We start from the raw sequence: 17,904 nt of genomic DNA, 5'->3' as shown, positions 1-17,904 counted from the left end.
CTCTGTATTTGCCGGGATGCTTTAGATTGTTTGTGGTAGACTGAAGTTTAAAATGACATAAAGGAAAAACTAAAAAAGAAAAATTGAAGGAATCCTACTCAAACTTCCCCCAGGCTTCTTCCTCAACCCGTCTGATAACTTCTTTCAGTGGCAGACCAATCTTATCAGCAACCTTACGGCAGTCCTCATACTCAGCAGAGATATGCAATATTTCACCTGTCTTGTCCTGCGCGATCTTCACAGCAACCGTAAAATCCTCACTTTTAAGCTGAATGCTTACCTTATCCATCCTGCGGTCAGCAACAAAACGATGGACTGTAGGAATCACACGAATACCTAAAGTGCCGGTCTCTTTCATGATTTCCCTTGCAACCCGTTCACTGTTCTGTGATTTTGTTATGACCTTGATGATATGTCCAGACCTGCCCTTTTTCATTATTGTGGGTGTGATGGCAACATCCCTTGCACCTGCGGCAAGTAGTTTGTCAAACAGGTTCCCCAGAACCTCACCGGTTACATCGTCCACATTGGTTTCCAGTACCTCTATCTGGTCCTTTGTCAGCACGTCAGCGACTTCCACGAGCATGCTGCGCAGCACGTTGGGGTCTTCTGTGTCTGCATCCCCGGCTCCGTAGCCTACTGAAAGGACCTTGCCTTTGGGAAGGTTATCGATCGGCTTTGCAAAATAGGACAACAACGCAGCGCCTGTAGGTGTGAGTAGTTCACGGTTTCCAGAGCCGTATGACAAAAGATTGCCTGCCCTTAGAATCTCCAGGGTTGCCGGTGCAGGCACAGCCATAGAACCATGTGCAGCTTTGACCCTTCCACCACCTACATTGACAGGGGTACAAAATATGGAGTCTGCACCAATCTCATAGATAGCAGCACATGAACCTATCACGTCGGCAAGAGCATCATTCTGCCCCACTTCATGGAAATGGAGTTCTTCCATAGACTCGCCGTGTACTTTTGACTCTGCCTCGGCCATGATGGCAAATACATCAAGTGCGCTCTTTTCAACCGGTGGGGAAAGTCCGGCAGCCTTGATGATATCCACTAGCTCATGATAATGCCGGGAGTGCTCCTCATGTGGCACATTTATGTGCACATTAACTGCATCTATACCCTTCTTATTGGCCCGGTCCACGGAGACTGATACATCAACAGCAGATTCAATTATCTCGCAAATATTTGCCCTGTCAGCACCAAGACTGATAAGACTTCCAAGTATCATATCTCCGGCAGCGCCTGAGAAAGGATCGAATATAAGGGACCTCATTTTTATCTTATCCTAACTGAATGTTCATCATTTCAGACATGAACTTAAAATTGACTTTTATTTTTCAACGGTGCTGTTTCTTGCTTCAGCAACCCTGTTAGCTATCCTTGCGGCAAAAGCACCGGCAACAAATCCTGCATCGATGTTCACAACAGAGAGTACGGAACATGATTGTAGCATAGAGAGCAGGGCAGCCTCACCCTTTGCACCAGCACCATATCCGGTGGATACAGGCAGCCCTATAACAGGAACATCAACAAGACCCGATACAACTGTTGGCAGAGTGCCTTCCCTTCCTGCAGCCACAACAATGGAATCCGGTTTATTTTCCTGCAATGTCTGCATTTCACCGATGAGCCGGTGGAATCCCGCAACTCCGACATCATAAATAGCAATGGTGTCACACCCCATCTCAGATGCCACCATTCTGGCTTCCTCCGCAGCATCGATATCAGCAGTGCCGGCGGTGATTATCGCAACAACGCCACCTGTTCTTGGTGCAGGTGTACCATTGTGGACCACTGCAGCAGTTGAATGCAAGTTCCATTCAAGTTCTTCAGGCTTGAAACTGGATCTAAGCACTTCCCTGTGACTATCACTGAGCCTTGTAATAAGCACTCTTCCTGTTGCACCAACCTGCGCCTTTGCTATTTCCACAACATCATGAGGGTCCTTACCCTCTGCAAGTATAGCTTCCATTATACCTGTACGATGTTTACGGAAGATATCGATCTTGGCGATATCTGTGACAGGAACGTAACCCATAGAACGGATGTCGGATTCTGCAGTTTCGAGATCCAGCTCATTATTTTTCAGCTTGTATAGTACGCTTTTGATATCCATTTATACTCCCTTCTACTTTGGATTATTAATATATAACTGAATTTGAGAATAGCAGAGATATTGTTTGATCATTCAATATGGTCAAACCAAACAATATCTTTATTTTGCCGTTTTAGCACTTTGAATTGTTCCAGCAGTTATACCTGCTTGAACATCTTCCTTGCCATGGCAGCTCTCTGTTCTATGTCAGACCCTTCCAGTTCTTCGACAACGGAACCAAGGACAGTTGGTATATCAATGTGCTGAGGACATTTCTCAAGACACTCACCACACTGGATACACAGAGATGCAAACTCAGGTTTACCTAGACCAACAGCCCCGCCCAACCTTGCAGCATACATAAACCGTTCCCCTTCAAGATTGTCAACCAGGGCCAGATTGTTATAATGCTCAAAACAGAGCGGAATATTCACGCCTGCCGGGCATGGCATGCAGTACTGGCAGCTGGTACAGCCCACTTTCATCAGTTCACGATACTTGCTTTCTACTCTTTTAACCAGTTTCAGTTCACCTTCTGTAAGCGAATCCTGGAATGCATCTTCTGCAATCCTGAGGTTCTCTTCGATGTGTTCTTCCTCGCTCATGCCGGAAAGGATCACTGTGGCCTCCGGATGGTTCCATATCCAGCGGAGAGCCCATTCAGCAGGAGTTCTCTTTGTCGGAGCCTCGTTCCAGATATCATTTACAGCCGAAGGCACGTTCTTGGTAAGGTTTCCTCCACGCAGAGGTTCCATTATGATAACACCAAGACCTTTTGAAGCTGCATATTCTAGTCCGGCTTTGCCTGCCTGATTCTTTTCGTCCAGATAGTTGTACTGGATCTGACAGAAGTCCCAGTCGTAAGCGTCTACTATGCAGTTGAAATCCTCGCTTGCTCCGTGGAAGGAGAAACCAGCATTGATAATACGGCCGTCAGCTTTGGCCTTATCAAGGAAATCAAGCACACCCAGTTTCTCAACACTATCCCACAGGTCTCCAACAAGAGCATGTACAAGATAATAGTCGATATGATCAGTGTTCAGTTTTTCCAGCTGGGCATTCAGAAACTTATCCATATCCTCACGCTTCTCTATAAGCCATGAAGGAAGTTTTGTTGCAATTTTTACTTTTTCACGGTATCCGTCGGCAAGGGCTCGACCTACGAAAGACTCGCTTGCTCCCATGTGATAGGGCCATGCAGTATCAACATAGTTAACTCCCTGGTCTATTGCATCGCGTACTTGTCTGGTGGCTCTTTCTTCATCAATACTACCGTCTTCCTTTGAGGCGAGGCGCATGCATCCGAATCCAAGTATTGAAAGCTCGTCTCCGTTCTTTGGCATTTGTCTGTATAACATTTTAGTTCTCCTGAATTATTGAATTGTTAAAGGTGACCTTGCAAATGACTGAGTAGTCATTTATAGATATGCTTGTTAGTATATAATTGCTTTGATTGACTAATCAATCACTTATGTGGCGAAAAAATATTATTTTTTGGCCAGCCCATCCCAGACGATTTGGAATCCATTTTCTATAACCTTCTCTTTGTCTTGAACTTCAGAATCAAGGATAAAGTTCACTACCGTCCTGCTGGACTGATAGAACATTGCAATGACCAGTTCTGCAGAATAATCCCTGATATCACCATTTGCTATTCCTTCTTTCACAAGATCGTGAAGGAAGACATATTCTTTCATGACTACTTCACGCGTGTAGTTTGTTATGTAAGGAGATGAACAGAACTGGCCTACAAAAAGAAAATCATCCTGATTGTTGATTCCCCATTCGATCATATTATACCAGATCTTCTTGAATTTATCATGAAAGGTACTCTGTGTCTGGAGTTCTTCCCCCATACTGCGGCTTAATTTACCCTTCACATCAAAATACAAACCATTGATGAGATCCTCTTTAGTAGGGAAGTAATTGAATAACGTGCCAGTGGCTACGCCTGCTTCTTTTGAAATCAGGGCAGTGGATGTACCTTGGAAACCTCTTTCAGTAAAGAGTCTCAGGGCCGCTTGCAGAAGTGCTGTTTTTTTGTCTTCAATCTTTTCTTTCATGAATTATCTCTATCATTGACTGAATAGTCATTTGTGTATTAGAGTAGAGTTTTATATAAATACTTTATGGCCCACCTTCCAACTATCATAAATATTAAATATTAAGGAAAAATCTATGACCTCTGAATAGAACAGAGAATGAATAGAAAACTATAATATGAATCAGGTGTTGTTGAATTCTATGGAAGGACCACTTGGGAAAATATACAGCATGCCAACAGCAGTATTGCTGGTAATAGGCATGGTTTTGAGTGCTTTTCTTTTCTACAGCCTTATGAAGGCAGCGGAAAACGGAAACGTGCTGATGGTAATACTTCTTGCAGTAGCAATATCAATTGTAGCCTTTATAGTAACTAAAGCAATCAAGATACAGAAAATGAAAGAATTTTAAGAAATGAGCAAATCACTTCATTTTTCTTCTTGATTCTTCCACTTCATCAACTATCCCAGGGTATTCTCTGAACATAGAAAGTATGTCAAGAGCTGCTACAAGGTCCACAACACCTATTGCGCCAATGGCTTCTCCCTGAATAGTCCTTATAGGAGTAACTACAACTGACTTTCCCCTGTATACACCGTCTTTGGGCACAGTCCTGATCATGCTGTTCGTCCGGATAACCTCTTCCAGAATCGGACCTGTGTATTCCCGGTCAATTATCAAGCCCCGCTCCATTCGAATTCCCCTGAAATTGAGACTGCGAATAGTTATTGGAATCCCTAGAAGAGTATGCACTGCAATTGCTATCGGTTCCAGGTCGTCAGCCGTGGAATCAGGGCATATTTTCAGGCAAATGACACTGTTAGATTCTTCATCGCACATAATTTTAAGCTCACCTCGTTAATTGAATTGATAATATTATGATCTATCAAATTTTGCAGATGTAATATATTCGTGAGCAGATATGGCTGCTACAGCACCATCTGAAACAGCTGTGACAACCTGCCACATTGAAGTTCGCCGGCAATCACCTGCAGCAAATATCCCACTAACAGAACTCTCCATCCGCTCATCAGTCTCAATAAAACCTGCATCTATCTTCTTAACATCCACCATTGATGTATTGGGATCGATACCCACATAAATGAAAATACCATCAATGTTCATTTCAGTCGTTTCATCCGTCTTTACATTTTTCAGGATAACCTTTTCAACGAGTTCCTTGCCTTTTATTTCCTCTACTACAGTGTCCCATATGAAAGTTATATTCTCTTTGTCAAATACCCTTTTCTGAAGTATGGAACATGCCCTTAGCTCATCGCGCCTGTGGACCACATAAACTTTACTTGCAATATCCGAAAGAATGAGAGCATCTGTAACAGCAGATTCACCGCCACCGACTACAATCACTTCCAGACCTCCGTAGAATGGACCATCGCATGTAGCACAATATGAAACTCCTTTTGTCAGAAATTCGTCCTCACCGGGAACTCCAAGATGTCTTGGATTTGCACCGGTTGCAACTATCACTGCAAGAGCTTCAAGTTCGCCATCATCTGTTACGACAACTTTCCGGTCAACTTCATCCCTGACTGTCTTCACACCAGTGACCTCTACATTCACTCCTGTGTTTTCTGCATGTTCCTTGAATTTCTGCATCAGTTCCATCCCTGATATCGAGGAAAAACCCGGATAGTTCTCTACCCTGTCAGCTGTGGATATCTGGCCTGGAACTACGTTCTTTTCAAGTACAATTGTATCAAGACCATACCGGACAGCATATATAGCTGCAGTTAGTCCTGCAGGACCCCCTCCTATGATAATAAGATCGTGCATGCTGATCAACTATCATCACAAACATTGCTGGTCTTTTCTTTGTCAGGAACTCCCACAAAGGCAACCTTGTCATCAATGATCGTTGTAGGTATTGAACGGATATTGAACTTTTTTGCAAGCTCCTTTCCTTCAGGAGTGTCCAATTCTACTTCCTCGTACTCAAAATCACACTGTTCTTTCAAGTCACGCCACATTTTCTTTGCAGTCGGACAAAAATGACACCATTCAGAATGAACTAAAGTAACCTTTACCATATTATTCCACACTCCTTTTTATTGGTCATTATTCTATTAGTTAGTAGAGTATATCAAATTAATGACTGTAAAAAGTTAATTTACACTGTTAACCAGGTTTATATAAGCGAATGTGCTTTTGAAAAAGTATATGACTAATAAACAATATTTATAATGAAGGAGGAATTGATATTTCAAGATATTCTATTGATGAATTTGTAAGAAGCACAGGTCAAAAAGACCTTGGACAGGGTAAATTCGAGCTTGAACGTGACAGGATGCTGGAAGTAAACCTGAGCGGAAGAATATGGATGAAAAGAGGAGCAATGGTTGCATACCGTGGGGATGTGAAATTCACAAGGGAAGGAGTGCTTGAACACGGCCTTGGAAAATTCATGAAAAAAGCCGTGACCGGAGAAGGAGTTTCCCTTACAAAAGCAGAAGGCAACGGAAAGGTATACCTGGCAGATAGTGGAAAGAAGATATCCATACTGAACCTGAACAACGAGTCAATATACGTAAATGGTAATGACCTACTTGCTTTTGAAGAGAGCATCAACTGGGATATCAAAATGATGAAAAAGATAGGGGGCATGATGGCAGGCGGACTTTTCAACGTTAAACTGGAAGGTACCGGAATGGTGGCTATTACAACCCACTATGATCCTCTGACCCTCATGGTAACAAATGACCAACCAGTATTCACTGATCCAAACGCAACTGTTGCATGGTCTGGAAACCTGATACCAGATATTAAAACAGATATTTCCCTGAAGACCTTTGTGGGCAGGTCAAGCGGTGAAAGTGTACAAATGGCATTTAAGGGAGAAGGTTTTGTTGTGATACAGCCATATGAAGAAGTACCTTATGTCGCTCCGGTGGCATAATCATTCTTTTTATTTTTTAGCCTTTTGTGATACACTCATATCTGACATCAGCTCTTTGAATCTCAGGCACATCACCCCAGAATCCCATATACTCCCCCTGAATAACAATAGCACCTTTTATTCCTGTAACATTTTTCACCGCATCAAATGAAAGCTCAACAGCTTCTTTTCCAACCTCTGTGTTATTTCCAAGAGCTGTGGCTGCCGAATCTGCCAACGAGACATTATCGGAGAAAACAACGGCTGCATCAGCCATCCCAAAACTTATAGAAGGACCGACACTACCTGAAGAAGTGCACACACCTGTTATGGAATCCCGGGGCTCGATTACAAAACCGAGGTCTTTCAAAGGAGAATTACCGGCATAAATACCCATTAGCACCGGACGGTCATTGGTGATAGCTATATCCCCGCCATTATCCACCATTGCAAAACTTGCACCTGCATTTACCATAGCTTCAACTGCAAGGGCAGAGATAGTACCGGCAACGGCACTCATGGGACCTATACCCATTGCGTTTCCGGCTTCAACCATTCTCCTCACAACTTCGGGAAAATCATCATCCAGGTCATATGCTTCCAGAGTACTCTGGAAGAACTGGTCTGAAGAAATATACGATTCCAACTCCCTGCGATGCACCCTTATGGCTTCACGAGCTACCTCTATGTGAGAGGAAGTGTCGGCCTGAATCGTTACAATGGTTTCTTTCAACCTGAAATATTCTTTCATGGTAAAATATTAAAAAAAGAAAAAAGATGTATCACCTGTTGTTTCCAAGTGACAGTGCATTGTGAGGACACATATCAACACAGGTTCCGCACTGGATACATTTTGATTCGTCCACAAGTAAACTGAACGCATCATCCATTGAGAATACTTTGGTCGGGCATACGGACATGCATGCACCGCATTCCACACATTCATTTTCGTCCCACTTGATAGGAACATTCAATTTTGTGACCTTAGCCCCTTTGCTGGTCAATGATTTGCACATTTGGTCAAATTTGTCTTCATCCACATCAGCGACGACCTCACCGCAAGAACGGTCAAAATGTGCCTGGGAGATGTTCAGCAGGACTCCTGTCTCAAGTATCGACTCTGCCATAATGGGCTTTGTGATTATATCACTTGAAATATTGATCTTGATCTTCACATTTATGACCTCCTGGCATACAATTTGCTGATATCATCACTTGTTATCATACCAACGATGTGTTTGTCCTTATTTATCACTGGCATTGCGGAAACTGAATCCTGATCCATCCTCCTTGCAACAACCGCGACCCTTTCATCAGCACTTGCCACTATGACCTTACGAGTCATTATATCTTCCACAAGATCGAACTTGTTCTGGGAAACGGCTTTTGAAATATCCCAGGCAGTGACGACACCGGCAAGGGTACCATCAGCACTGACAACAGGAAGATGGTTAAAATCAGTATCCATTATGATCTTTGCCGCATCGTAAACACTTGCACCCTTAGTAATTGTTACAACACTAACTGCCATGATATCAGAAACAAGTGCTATACCTTCAGTTTGTTTCATCGGTTTTGCAGATATATCCTTTGGAAGCCTTTCAACAGGCATTGACACAAAGAAGTCACCTTTGGAGATCCATTCCTTGAGTTCAGATGCAATTATTCTTGATTTCTTGAAACTTGACAGAGAAGATGTAGGAACATCACGTCCGTTTATCTCAACATGTCCACTGCGCAGTTCTTCATAAGTTACATCGCGCACTGCAGACCTGTCCCTGCTGGGAATACCATAATCTAAAATCTTTGTAGTGACACCAGCATCAGTTACAGCTGTAGCCTGTGCGATCTGTTCATTTAAGACAGGGATTGGAATACCCATTCCAACATAAAGGGAAGTACCATATCCGGTGAAATTTGCAGCTCTTATGTAATCAGGATTCATATGCTTAAGGTCTCCCTGAACCATAAGAGTTCCAAAACCGCCTCCTGAAGAATGCTGAGTTCCCTGGCCTACTATATACCCCTGGGTACCTCCCAGGAATATTCTGGTTCCGGAACCTATGGTCATGTAATCAGGATCGTTGGATAGAGGTGAGAGGACTCCTGCACCGGAATAGGTGACATTTCCAAATGAAGGGAGCAATGAGCCCATATAAGTGTGTATCGTGCCCTTTGTACCATTTGTTGCAGCATTGTATTTCTGATATGCATTACGAGGATTCATCATTATGGCTTGATTCATGTCTTCAAGAGACAAAGTTGTATCAAGCACTTTCCGAGGATAACAATCAGTTCCATGTGAGGTCGCATGAAGGTGGACAGACTTCCCTCTTATCAGATCCTCCATCACATGAGCTCCACCGTATTCCATACCCAGTGACTCGGATACCTGCGTCGCCCCGATAAAAGCATCCACAGCAGCAACACCCGTGTAAGCTTCCACATCGTTCAAAAATACCTTTTGCATCTTTATAGGAGGTTCCGAATGACCAAAATTCAACCAAACACCTGATGAACACATAGCACCGAACGTACCGGTAGTTACAACGTCAACTTCCTTTGCAGCACCTTCTGCCCCAAGTTCATCCACGATGTGAACCATTTCTTCGGCAGTGACTACATTGACACTTCCATCTCTTATCCTACCGTTGATTTCATGAATTGTTTTTTTGACCATTCGATATACCTCTAATACCAGAAAGTAATTTTTTGGCAACTATATATTACTTGTGGTAATTTGACTTTGAAAGAACATATTCAGGAATACACAGAAATAACAGACATTGAATATAATTGCAGTTCTTAATAAAAGTTGTCATTCTAAATTTATCATGCTACTTTTTCAAACTAATCATACACCTTTACAGTAAACCAAAAAGTACTGCCTTTACCTACCTTATTATCAATAACATGAAGTTCTTCCCCATGACACTTCAATGCCATTTTAGCGATTGAAAGTCCAAGACCTTTTCCTTGAATAGAGGAAGATCCTGCCCTTTTGAATCTGCCAAATATACTTAGTTTATCTTCATCAGAGATACCCTGACCAACATCAGATACACTGACCTTCCATTTGTTACCTGCCTCAGTTATATCCACAATTACCTCACTACCCTCTGGTGAGTATTTTATGGCATTTGACATCAGATTGAAAAATACCTCATCCAAAATTGGATTTACACGGGCAGGACAGGACTCAGGAGAGTTCAGTACAACTTCAATATTACTAGCCATAACTTTATCGTGAAGTCTTGCCATAGAATTACTAAAAAACCACCGAAGATCCAACTTCTGGGTAACCATATCTGTTGAACAATTCATTTTTGCGAAAACGGAAGCATATTCTATTGTCTTCTTTAATTTTTCAGTAGCTTTATTAATATTACCAAGAAGATGCTTTTTTCCATCATCATCTTCAATTTCAGACAGATATTCAACAAATCCTTCTATTATGGAAACTGAACTTGTAAGATCGTGGCTTGTAACATCAGCAAACATGTCTTTGAGCTCATTGGAGTATTCCAATTGATTTGAGTGCTCCTTAATGGCTTTTTCAAATGCTCGCCTTTCACTTATATCTCGCCCTATCAACACCATATATGTACTATCTTCATTCTCCACAAATGCAAAACTTATATCCACAGGAAAGGATGTTCCATTTTTTCGCATAAACTCAGACTCTAGCAATAATGAACCTTTATCAACTACTTTACTGGTAACATCATGCATATTGAGTCCTTTTATGAAACAATCCGGCTCAAAGATATTCTGAGCCATTATTTCAGATTCAGAGTAACCAAGACTCTGAAATATTCGGTCACTTAGATAGATAAACTTCTTGGATACCGCATCAAGAACCATGATATAATCAGTAGACTGGTTCATCAGTTTCTTATATAATTCCAAAGAGCTGAATGACTCCCGCAATCTAATAGTATCGGCGAGTATGGATGAAACAGACTGAAGGAAATTAATTTCATGTTCTGAAAATTTTTTCTTTATATCTGTATGGACACATAATATTCCGAAAGGTTCGTTCTTGCTTCCGATTATAACACTGGCTCCACTAACAACCTCTTGTTCATGGAGAAAACGTGGTACTTTAAAGCGTATTTCACTACTCAAATCGTCAATGATAACTGGTTTGCCGGTAAATACTGTGTAACCTGCCTGTGAACCTTCGTTTTTGTCTACGACAACAGAACCAATACCCCAATCACTCCACCCGTATCCATACCTCAGGAGAAAACGTCCGTCTGAAAGCTTTTCCATTATAGTTCCATACTTCACATCGAGAGTATTTGCTATAAGCTCCACAGTATAGTTCATCAGATCATTTATATCACTGCAGGAAAGAGCTTTTTCCCCAAGTTCTGAGAGAGAACTTTGTTGAAGGTTAGTACTCTTAAGTTCCTGTTCAAATCTTTTCCTTTCATCAATATCAAGAATAATACCGTGGAAATGAGTTATGTTCTTATATTTATCACGAATAGCATATGACTTTTCAAGAACCCACCGAGATTCTCCGTTTGCGGTTAAAAGCATGTACTCTTTAGAAAAATTATTCCCGGCACATTGATCAATTGCACTTCTGACACTTCCCAGATAATCTGGATGTACAATGTCTACATACGAGAGTTTTCCGGATTTGAAATCATCAGGGCCATAACCAAATTGAACTACATTATCCGATACATATTCTACAGACCATGAATCATCTCCTTTCCATAGAAATGATACGAACGGAAGATGTGAGACATCCAGTCCATCACGTCCAAAAAAAGATTTATTTGAACAAACTGTTTTAACCGTTTCATCTTTGAGAAGACACATCATGCCATTAAAACGACCCTCATTCTCAAAAGATGGAATGATATCACAGGTAAAATACTTCAGGCAACCATCATGGGTTACTATTTTTACAGGATCTTTTTTATTGAAATCTTCCAGCTTTTTTGCCGAAAGTATACAATCGAACAAAGATGAGTAATTTTTCATAATTGTTGAAGACAGATGGTTCAGATTATTTCCTATGACATCTGCATCGTTAGTTCCTGTAAGGAACTGAAAGACTTCATTAGAATAAAGAACCTTGTCATTTTTATCCAGACAAAGAATTCCTATATCAAGCTTAGAAAATACATCTGAATGAACATACTGCAACATTTCTGGTAGAACAAAGTTATTGCTATCCATCTCCCTTGAATTAGCAGACATTTTTACCCCCACAACTACATACTCTGCAAAACTAAATAATAGTTATATGTAATACATATATACATGTTGGTATAAAACAAATAAGTAAATATAAATGATTAAAAAAGTAGAAGAAGAGTAATTAATCAATGTGAACTGAGCGAGCTAATCCTAACTCTTTCATATCCATAACAACTTCGAGGACACCATTAAGATATGTTGCCTTTGCAGTATCAGGATCCACACTTGAAGGAAGTTCGATACTTTCTGAATAAGATATTAATTCAGTCTGCGCATCCAGTTTAAGCAATGTTTCAGTAACATCCAGATTAATGTCTTCCTTTTCCACGTCAGGAAGCTCTGCCATAACATGGATTTTCCCATCTATTTCAAAAACATCTATCAAAGGCTTTCTTTCATTTACCCTGAACTGTTGTTTTACAGACTCCAATTCATCATTTTCATCACCATCGGGAAAGACGTTCCCAAATTCCCTGATCTCTGGTTCTTCACCGGGATGTCTGGACACAGAAAATCCGTAGAAGAAGGGTTGTGTTTCAAAATCATCGAGGTTGATACCGAACTTGTCCATCATGTGTTCTATGATATCCTCTATATCACCAAAGTTACCTTCATCAAAGATATCATCAAAAAAACCTCGTTTTCTTCTTTTGTCAGCCATTGGTAATCACCGCTTTGGTAGCTAGATGGGATTGGCACTATTTATCTTTTGGCAACTATTTCATCCTTTTGGGAAACGGAATTTAAAATCAGGATTAGACAACAATATCAATCAATACTTATATGAAAAATAATCAATATATTATCAATAGTTGATAGTGATGGAAATGCAATCATTTATTCTTGAGAATTTTATGGGAAAAGATGTTTCCGTCTATTGTGGGGGAATACTTACATTCAGAGGGAATGTAAAAGCTTGCAACGATGGAGTCCTTACTCTTGAGATAACAGACCGACGCTATTCACACATTTCCATTAGCAAGATAATTACTGTCCAGCCGGACCAAAATCCCGATGATGTCTGAAGTATTATTGACCCACTTTTTCAAGCTGCAACCTTAGTTGCAAATTTACGATATTTTCATCAGATGTTCAAAGATGAGCAGACTATACTTCTATAATATTTATAATATGATGCAATTCAATAACGAAAAAACCAGCTACTGGGGAATATATCAATGGATATAGAATATGATGCTTTTGTAATAGGTACCGGAGTTGCAGGTTCTTCACTTGCATACAAACTCAACAATGCAGGAATGAAAGTTGCCATTGCAGACAAGGATAAGTACGGAGGAATCTGTGCATTTCATGGATGCATTCCAAAGAAGATACTTAGTGGTGCTGCCGATATAGTGGCTTCCGGTAAGAGGATGGAAAATAAAGGTATAAAGTGTAATAATTATCTTCAATGGCCTGAGTTGATAGATTTTAAGGATGAACTGGTTCACTCCTTAACAAGTCCTAAAGAAAAAGCATTCAGTGATGCAGGGATAGATACCTATCACGGTAAAGTGAGTTTTCATGACAGGAACACACTGGCTATCGGAGACAAACTCATATCTTCGAAGTACATCCTTGTAACTGTCGGAGCAAGATCAAAGCCCATTGATATACCCGGAGCAGAACTTATCACAACCAGTGATGAGTTCCTTGATATGAAAGAATTCCCTAAGAAGATGATCTTTGTAGGTGCCGGCTATATTTCATTTGAATTTGCACACATAGCTGCAAGAGCAGGTGCAGACGTTACGATAATCCACAGAGGAGAGAATATCCTCAAGACATTTGACACTGACCTTGTGAACATGCTGATAAAAGCATCAGAAAAAGCAGGAATCAGAATCATTACAAGTCAGAAACTTATAAAAATAGAAAAAAAGGGCTTTGGTAATTAAACATCGTTATATAATATGATGGCCTCTTTTTATATATGAATTGTCCAAAGTGTAAGAGTTCCAGTCATAAGAAGAACGGTAGGATTGATGGTCGACAACGCTACAAATGCCATGATTGTGGATACAACTATTCAGTAGATATAAAATCCACCGCTAGCCCCGTATCTGTTAAGCGACAGGCTTTACAACTCTATCTGGAGGGGTTGGGATTTCGTTCAATTGGACGTTTTTTGGGCGTTAGTCATGTTTCTGTTCAAAAATGGATTCGAAAATTTGGTAGTGAATTAGAGGATCTAAAAAGTGAAAATGAGATTTCTGTTGTGGAATTGGACGAGATGCATACTTATATTGGGAATAAAAAAACTACTGCTGGATATGGATTGCTGTTGATAGATATGGGAAGAAATTCATCGATTGCTCTTTTGGCAGCAGAGGAACAAAAACAGGACAAAAACTCTGGAAAAAGTTAAAGACAAAAGAGGTTGGGGAAGTAATGACGGATTATTGGAGGGCATATGCCAAGTTAGTCCCCAGAAACATCCATACTCGATCAAAAGCAGAAACATATACTGTTGAAGGATACAACAGCATATTTAGGCATTTCCTGGCAAGACTAAGGAGAAAGTCAAAGTGTTATACTAAAAGTCTTGAAATGCTAAAAATCTCCGTTTTGCTCTTGATGAAATATAGGAATAAAGAACTAGCTATGTTTAATTAACAATGCCAACGTTTTTTTCATGTTCTGCGCATCTCATAAAAAAGCTAAATATTTGCATAGTATGGGTCTGAAGAATGTATAGGTGTGAATCTATTTATACTATATCATTTTTTAGATGAGAAAATCTGATTTTTTTACTGCAAAGGCAAAATTTTGCTTTAAACATTGCATGGTTACTGAAAAAGTTCTATTCAGAATAATGGGGAATTTGCTTATTAAGCCGGGAAAAAAGAAAAATAAGGAACAGTGGTTAGTTAGTAAAAAATTAGAGATCTTACCCGGTAAATTCCTTTAAAATCACCACATCATCGGTAATCTCGATATAATCTAACTTCTTTTTCTCACCAAACCCCCAACTTCCTGTATTCGCCACTTTATTTTCCTCTTCAACATATGGATGGTGAGTATGGCCGTATATCAAATACTGTTCAGGACGTATACTTAACAGAAAATGCCTGGTTTTTGCTTCCGCAAGTTCTTCGATTGGCTTAATAACATTATGTTTATGGAAGTTTCTGATTCTTGTTTCGGGTGGCTCCATCATTGATTTAAGAGCAGCATGGGGATTCTCGGGGAATTTCTTCAAACTATCCCACAGAGAGCTATGTGTCTGTATGCTTTTCCATAGTTTATCGGCAGCATTGCCTGCATCATCTCCTGCCAGACACATGTGTTCGCTAAAGGTTTCGTATGTTTTCATCGATTTATAGTATGGATTGCACAGTACTTCCAGCTGATATCCATGAAAAAAGAAGAAGTCTTGATCTTTACTTTTAATTACAGTCGATTTTTTAATTTCGAATGGGAAGTTTTCACCTAAAAGTTCGCTAAGACGTAGCAAATAATAGTCATGATTGCCAACAATGTAATGAACTTCGGTTTTACCTTTCATATCATTTAAAAGTGTCAATGATTCCGAACACTCAATGACTGCCTTTGTGAAGTCCCTTCTCCATATGTCTATTATATCTCCCAGAAGAACCAAATGCTCAACATTTTTGGTTTTTAAAAAATTCAGGAACTCTACAAATTTATCTGTATTAGCTTCTTTCATACCAAGATGTACATCTGAAACGACTACGATTGACATTAAACCCCCGCCTTTTGATTTCCTTACTAAGCAACTTGATTTCATTTATTAAAATTCTGGTAATTAATTGCAATAATGCTACTAATTATAATATTAGTGTATAATAACGCAAATAACATTGGGAACATTATTTCGAAACATTGTTACTTGTTTTAATTATGTTTTGATTCATGGTAACTATTCAGCCTGACTGTTTTAATGATGCAAAAAACAATATACTATGGCTTCATTCTATGTGTTAAAAAATATTCAGTAAAATATCATAAAAAACGTCTATCAATCTGAGGGGATTTGTATAGACCGCGAAGAAATACTTGCAGTTTATGAAGCTGGTCCAGAAGCAGTAGTAGAACTTGTAACTCGATTACTTGGGATAATTGAACATCAATCTCTCCAAATTGCACAACTTGAAGAGCGTGTCAGGCATTTGGAAGAAATGCTTGAAAAGAATAGTCGCAACAGTAGCAAACCACCTTCTACTGATTCTTATGCACGGAATAAACCAACCCTTAAAAGTCAAAGAAAAAAGACCAATAAGCATGTAGGTGGTCAAAACGGTCATCCTGGTACTACATTAAGAATAAATGATGATCCGGATGAAGTTATTGTTCATCCTGTTAATCAATGCGTCAATTGTGGGAGATCGTTAGCTTCTGTTCCCTCTGACTATGAAAGAAGACAGGTCTTTGACATTCCTCCTATAACTATCAATTGCATTGAACATCGTTGCGAGATTAAAACATGTCCCAAATGTTCTCATGTAAACAAAGCTCTTTTTCCAGATGGTGTAACTCAGCCGACTCAATACGGTCATCGAGTTAAGTCATTTGCAGTTTATTTGCACACTTACCAATTACTTCCTTATCAGCGTGTTACCAAGTTGTTCTCTGATATTTTGGGATGCAAGATAAGTCCTGCTACTTTGGTGAACACGGAACGTAGTTGTTTTGAGAAGCTTGGAGCTTTTGAAAATACAGTGAAACATCTCCTGAAAGAATCTCCTGTCATCAATCTGGATGAAACAGGAATGAGAATAAATGCAGTTCGTAATTGGCTTCATGTGGCAGGTACAGACAAACTGACCTATTATTTTGCACATCGCAAAAGGGGGCTCAGAAGCAATGGATGCTATGGGCATATTACCAGGTTACACTGGTGTTGCAACACATGATTTTTGGAAACCGTACAACAAATATGAATGTCAACATTCATTATGTAATGCACATTTATTACGAGAGTTAACTGGAGCTTCCGAAAACAGGGATCAACAGTGGCCAAAGATAATGAGTGATCTCTTGATATGCATTAAACATCATGTTGATAATGATCTTTTAGATACTGAGCTAATTCAAAGGTTCAGTGAGGATTATGATCACATAACTTGTTTAGGAGTGAATGAAAATCCTCCTGATCCGGAATCAAATGTGCGGTCTAAAAAACGAGGACGTAAGAAGCAGACCACGGTAAAGAATTTGCTGGATAGGTTTATTGGCCATAAAGAGGATATCTTACGATTTATGTACGACCAAAACGTTCCGTTTGATAACAATCAGGCTGAAAGAGATATCAGAATGACGAAAGTACAGCAGAAGATATCAGGTACTTTCCGCAGTGAACAGGGTGCAAAAAATTTCTGCCGTATAAGAGGATACGTGTCTACTGTTAATAAGAATTCTGAATCTGTTATCGATGCAATTAGTGCAATATTTTATGGCAATTCATTTGTTCCAAAGTTGCAGAATTGATCGTGGATGAAGAAATCAGCTTGGTGGAAGTGGGCTAGGCTGAATAGTTACGATTCATGTATGGATAGAGTATGGGATTTTCTTATATGTTTGACATTGCCCTGACATTAGCATTAAATACAATTAATATCGATTGAAAATGGGGCTAATTAGTCCTTAAACAACATTTTGAATTGATTGGTGACGAAAATTTATG

General features: G+C 39.9%; 18 protein-coding genes and 1 pseudogene. 6 read left to right on the top strand and 13 right to left on the bottom strand.

Going from position 1 to position 17,904, the window contains the following annotated elements; translation table 11 throughout:
* Positions 1-94: 94 nt before the first annotated feature.
* The 4 genes from larC to WN948_RS13070 all read right to left on the bottom strand — a co-directional run bounded on the left by larC (position 95) and on the right by WN948_RS13070 (position 4,164).
* Complete coding sequence (gene larC / locus WN948_RS13085) at positions 95-1,279, bottom strand: nickel pincer cofactor biosynthesis protein LarC (protein WP_342304627.1); 1,185 nt, start codon at positions 1,277-1,279, stop codon at positions 95-97.
* Positions 1,280-1,336: 57 nt separating this feature from the next.
* Positions 1,337-2,122 carry a nickel pincer cofactor biosynthesis protein LarB gene (larB, locus tag WN948_RS13080; protein ID WP_342304626.1) on the bottom strand — a complete coding sequence of 262 codons (786 nt, stop codon included), beginning with the start codon at positions 2,120-2,122 and terminating at the stop codon, positions 1,337-1,339.
* 137 nt (positions 2,123-2,259) lie between these two features.
* Positions 2,260-3,459, bottom strand: coding sequence for an aldo/keto reductase (locus tag WN948_RS13075; protein ID WP_342304625.1), 1,200 nt, complete (start codon positions 3,457-3,459; stop codon positions 2,260-2,262).
* Between the two features lie 129 nt (positions 3,460-3,588).
* On the bottom strand, positions 3,589-4,164 hold the full coding sequence (locus WN948_RS13070) for a TetR/AcrR family transcriptional regulator (protein ID WP_342304624.1): 576 nt from the start codon (positions 4,162-4,164) through the stop codon (positions 3,589-3,591).
* 181 nt (positions 4,165-4,345) lie between these two features.
* Here WN948_RS13070 and WN948_RS13065 point away from each other — a divergent pair, with 181 nt between their 5' ends.
* Complete coding sequence (locus tag WN948_RS13065) at positions 4,346-4,555, top strand: hypothetical protein (protein ID WP_342304623.1); 210 nt, start codon at positions 4,346-4,348, stop codon at positions 4,553-4,555.
* Positions 4,556-4,567: 12 nt separating this feature from the next.
* Here the strand turns inward: WN948_RS13065 and WN948_RS13060 are convergent, their stop codons facing one another.
* From WN948_RS13060 to WN948_RS13050, 3 genes are read right to left on the bottom strand one after another with little or no spacing between them, the layout of a single operon-like run.
* Positions 4,568-4,984 carry a DUF2111 domain-containing protein gene (locus WN948_RS13060; protein ID WP_342304622.1) on the bottom strand — a complete coding sequence of 139 codons (417 nt, stop codon included), beginning with the start codon at positions 4,982-4,984 and terminating at the stop codon, positions 4,568-4,570.
* Positions 4,985-5,020: 36 nt separating this feature from the next.
* A complete protein-coding gene (trxB, locus tag WN948_RS13055) occupies positions 5,021-5,938 on the bottom strand; it encodes a thioredoxin-disulfide reductase (protein WP_342304621.1) in 918 nt (305 codons plus the stop codon).
* Positions 5,939-5,943: 5 nt separating this feature from the next.
* Positions 5,944-6,192 (bottom strand): thioredoxin family protein, encoded by a 249-nt coding sequence (locus tag WN948_RS13050; protein ID WP_342304620.1) that lies wholly within the window; start codon positions 6,190-6,192, stop codon positions 5,944-5,946.
* Between the two features lie 170 nt (positions 6,193-6,362).
* Between WN948_RS13050 and WN948_RS13045 the strand changes: the two genes are divergently transcribed.
* The gene (locus WN948_RS13045) at positions 6,363-7,058 is read left to right on the top strand and encodes an AIM24 family protein (protein WP_342306484.1); all 696 of its coding nucleotides are present in this window, start codon (positions 6,363-6,365) and stop codon (positions 7,056-7,058) included.
* A gap of 16 nt (positions 7,059-7,074) precedes the next feature.
* Here the strand turns inward: WN948_RS13045 and WN948_RS13040 are convergent, their stop codons facing one another.
* The 5 genes from WN948_RS13040 to hsp20 form a co-directional block, all read right to left on the bottom strand.
* Positions 7,075-7,788: a UPF0280 family protein gene (locus tag WN948_RS13040; protein ID WP_342304619.1), complete on the bottom strand. Its 714-nt coding sequence runs from the start codon at positions 7,786-7,788 to the stop codon at positions 7,075-7,077.
* A 31-nt stretch (positions 7,789-7,819) separates the two neighbouring features.
* Positions 7,820-8,212 (bottom strand): 4Fe-4S binding protein, encoded by a 393-nt coding sequence (locus tag WN948_RS13035; RefSeq protein WP_342304618.1) that lies wholly within the window; start codon positions 8,210-8,212, stop codon positions 7,820-7,822.
* Positions 8,213-8,214: 2 nt separating this feature from the next.
* Positions 8,215-9,717, bottom strand: a complete 1,503-nt coding sequence (locus tag WN948_RS13030; protein WP_342304617.1) for a homocysteine biosynthesis protein — start codon at positions 9,715-9,717, stop codon at positions 8,215-8,217.
* Between the two features lie 170 nt (positions 9,718-9,887).
* Entirely contained in the window at positions 9,888-12,257 is a 2,370-nt protein-coding gene (locus WN948_RS13025) for a PAS domain S-box protein (RefSeq protein WP_342304616.1), read from the bottom strand.
* A 121-nt stretch (positions 12,258-12,378) separates the two neighbouring features.
* Positions 12,379-12,918, bottom strand: a complete 540-nt coding sequence (gene hsp20, locus WN948_RS13020; protein WP_342304615.1) for an archaeal heat shock protein Hsp20 — start codon at positions 12,916-12,918, stop codon at positions 12,379-12,381.
* A 166-nt stretch (positions 12,919-13,084) separates the two neighbouring features.
* Between hsp20 and WN948_RS13015 the strand changes: the two genes are divergently transcribed.
* The 3 genes from WN948_RS13015 to WN948_RS13005 all read left to right on the top strand — a co-directional run bounded on the left by WN948_RS13015 (position 13,085) and on the right by WN948_RS13005 (position 14,873).
* Entirely contained in the window at positions 13,085-13,282 is a 198-nt protein-coding gene (locus WN948_RS13015) for an MM0924 family protein (protein WP_342304614.1), read from the top strand.
* Positions 13,283-13,435: 153 nt separating this feature from the next.
* A complete protein-coding gene (locus tag WN948_RS13010) occupies positions 13,436-14,155 on the top strand; it encodes an FAD-dependent oxidoreductase (RefSeq protein WP_342304613.1) in 720 nt (239 codons plus the stop codon).
* A 35-nt stretch (positions 14,156-14,190) separates the two neighbouring features.
* Positions 14,191-14,873, top strand: a protein-coding gene (locus WN948_RS13005) for an IS1 family transposase (protein ID WP_342303728.1) whose coding sequence is annotated in 2 segments (ribosomal slippage) — positions 14,191-14,517 and positions 14,520-14,873 — 681 coding nt in all. Because the reading frame shifts where the segments join, the coding sequence is not laid out codon by codon here.
* 274 nt (positions 14,874-15,147) lie between these two features.
* Here the strand turns inward: WN948_RS13005 and WN948_RS13000 are convergent.
* Positions 15,148-15,963, bottom strand: a complete 816-nt coding sequence (locus WN948_RS13000; RefSeq protein ID WP_342304612.1) for a UDP-2,3-diacylglucosamine diphosphatase — start codon at positions 15,961-15,963, stop codon at positions 15,148-15,150.
* A 289-nt stretch (positions 15,964-16,252) separates the two neighbouring features.
* Between WN948_RS13000 and WN948_RS12995 the strand changes: the two are divergent.
* Positions 16,253-17,708: pseudogene (locus tag WN948_RS12995) on the top strand (IS66 family transposase).
* Positions 17,709-17,904: the final 196 nt, after the last annotated feature.

It is taken from the genome of Methanolobus sp. ZRKC5, assembly GCF_038446525.1.
In the GTDB taxonomy this organism is placed as follows: Archaea; Halobacteriota; Methanosarcinia; order Methanosarcinales; family Methanosarcinaceae; genus Methanolobus.
The sequence above is the reverse complement of the archived record's forward strand: the minus strand, read 5'-3'. Positions and strand labels throughout refer to the sequence as shown.